General features: G+C 58.7%; 2 protein-coding genes. Both read right to left on the reverse strand.

Annotated features, from left to right (window positions below; genetic code table 11):
- A partial coding sequence (locus ACXRVY_RS25250) for a TIGR00180 family glycosyltransferase (protein WP_458238548.1) occupies window positions 1–1,354 on the reverse strand: 1,354 nt, incomplete at its 3' end.
- A gap of 52 nt (window positions 1,355–1,406) precedes the next feature.
- Window positions 1,407–2,135, reverse strand: coding sequence for a cephalosporin hydroxylase family protein (locus ACXRVY_RS25255; RefSeq protein ID WP_223461327.1), 729 nt, complete (start codon window positions 2,133–2,135; stop codon window positions 1,407–1,409).
- Window positions 2,136–2,209 lie beyond the last annotated feature (74 nt).

The raw sequence follows: 2,209 nt of genomic DNA on the forward strand, positions 1-2,209 counted from the left end.
GGGCATCGGGCTGGGCATCGGGCTGACGGGGCGCAAGCCACTTGAGCAAACGACCGGAGAGCATCTTGTCGAACGTCGCACGATTACCCTCGACCGACACCGCCTCAAGACGTGCCGCCCAGTCGCGCAGAGTCTGCGCCTCTTCGTCTTCGCCCAGCAGCTCCAGCTGAGCCACCAGACGCTTGACCACCGCGCGATTGAACACGTTGCTGTCGTGGGCCTGCCACAAACGGTCGACCACACTTTCCGGCGTATCATTGTTACGCGCGAGCATCAGGTTCTGCTGACGGGTCCAGATACCCTCCAGGCCTGCCAACTGAACACGACCGGCCGGCATGGCATGCAACAGGAATTCGAACTGAGTCAACTGATCGAAAAACTGCTGATTGTAGAACGGCATTTCGACGTACTGCTTGGGGCCGAATCGGCGCACAGGGCCTTTCTCGACGCTCGTCCAGGCGGACTCGATAATCAGCTCGGTGGTCAGTGCGCGACCGGTGCGCAAGCTATCGGCCAGGGCTTCAAAGCTTTGCAGCGCGAACTGCCGGCCTTGCTCCGGGTCTTCGTTTTGAACTTGAGTCGGCAGCCCGAAGAGGAAATCGGCAAAGGCCTCGCGCTCGGCGACCGTCCTGGCATCGGTATGAGCCAGCGTGTGGAAGATCTCGGTGTTGTGGTCCGAATACCCGTAGTTCATCTCACGCACGACATACGGGATCGGCAGAATCCGCGCCTTGCCCCGCGCCAGCATGTAATACGTGTGACCGATTTCCTGCCATTGGAAGGACGTATCCTGAGGCATCACCTGATACCAGTCACGTACCAGGTCGGTGCGTTGTACGGCATAAAAAGGCGGCAGGTACTGGTGCATGTAATCGAGCACACGCTCCTCGGCGTGCTCGGACGAATAGTCTTCGCAGACCTTTTTGTCACGCCGAAAGTAGCTGACGCTGTTGGGTTGCGACAGGTACATCATGCTGTAACCGTGGCACAGGCCGTAGTCGGGATTGGCCTCCATGAACGCCACGGCTGCGCGCAGGGCGTCATGCACATGGAAGTCATCGTCGGCGGCGAACACCATGAACGGCGTGGTCACTTGCTCCACGCCAAAGGCCAGCTTGGCGCGAACGCCCCAGTAGCCAAACTGCGGGACATGCTGGTAATCCACATTTTCAAACTGCCCGGCCAGGCTTGGCTGGCCTTCGTTCGAAGAGTCCAGCACCAGAATCCTGCAAGGCAAGCCACTGTAGAAACGTACCGCCCGGCGCAAAAATGCCGGCCGCTCGTGAGACATCAGCACCACGGTCAACTGTTCGTTGAGTGCCAACCCGTGTCCAGAATTGTTCCTGCCTTGCATACCTTTCCCCACAACGGCGTATCGCCGAAAAAACCCAACGATGTCTTGTCGATTACCGCACGCGACGCAAATAGCCATCCGGCGCGACGGTGATCAGCAGCTTGCTGTGAATGGCCTGGTCGATTTCAAAGTCGCGGTTTTCTTCCAGGTAGGCCCATACCGCGGTTTTCGGGTTGTCGCCCTTGCCCCACGGGCGGTCCGGGAAGGCGTCTTCGGGCATGTCTTCCACCACGGTATCCATCACCACGCAGTAGCTGCCCACCGAGGTCATCGGCGCATAGGCCCGCAGCTCTTCGAGTACGTGCTCGTGGGTGTGGTTGGAGTCCAGAACCACCAGCACTTTCTTGCCTTCGACGCGCTGGCGAACCTGTTCGACAATCGCCGGATTGATACTCGAACCCTGGATCATCCGGATCCGCTTGCTCATCGGGTGCGCTTCGATTGCCTCACGGTTGTGCTGGCGGATATCGATGTCGACGCCCAGCACTTCGCCATGGCCGATCAGCTCCAGCATCGAGGCGTAAAACACCAGCGAGCCGCCGTGGGCGATACCGGTCTCGACGATGATGTCCGGCCGCAGCGCCCAGATGATCTCCTGCATGGCGACCATGTCCTGGGGAAACTGAATGATCGGGCGGCCCATCCAGCTGAAGTTGTAGGTGTACTTATGTTTGGCGGTGGTGCCAACCCAATCCAGCGAGGTGGCTTGCAAGGCTTTGTCCTGTTGCAGGCCTTCGATGTTCTCTTTTACTTCTTCACGAAACTGCTCATGAGGATTCATTACAGACTCTCCGGAAATTAGTCGCGGTGGTTACTTGAAAACCCGACCGTCTTGAAAGGAAGCAGGATTGGTCT

This window comes from Pseudomonas sp. P5_A2_2 (assembly GCF_054177685.1).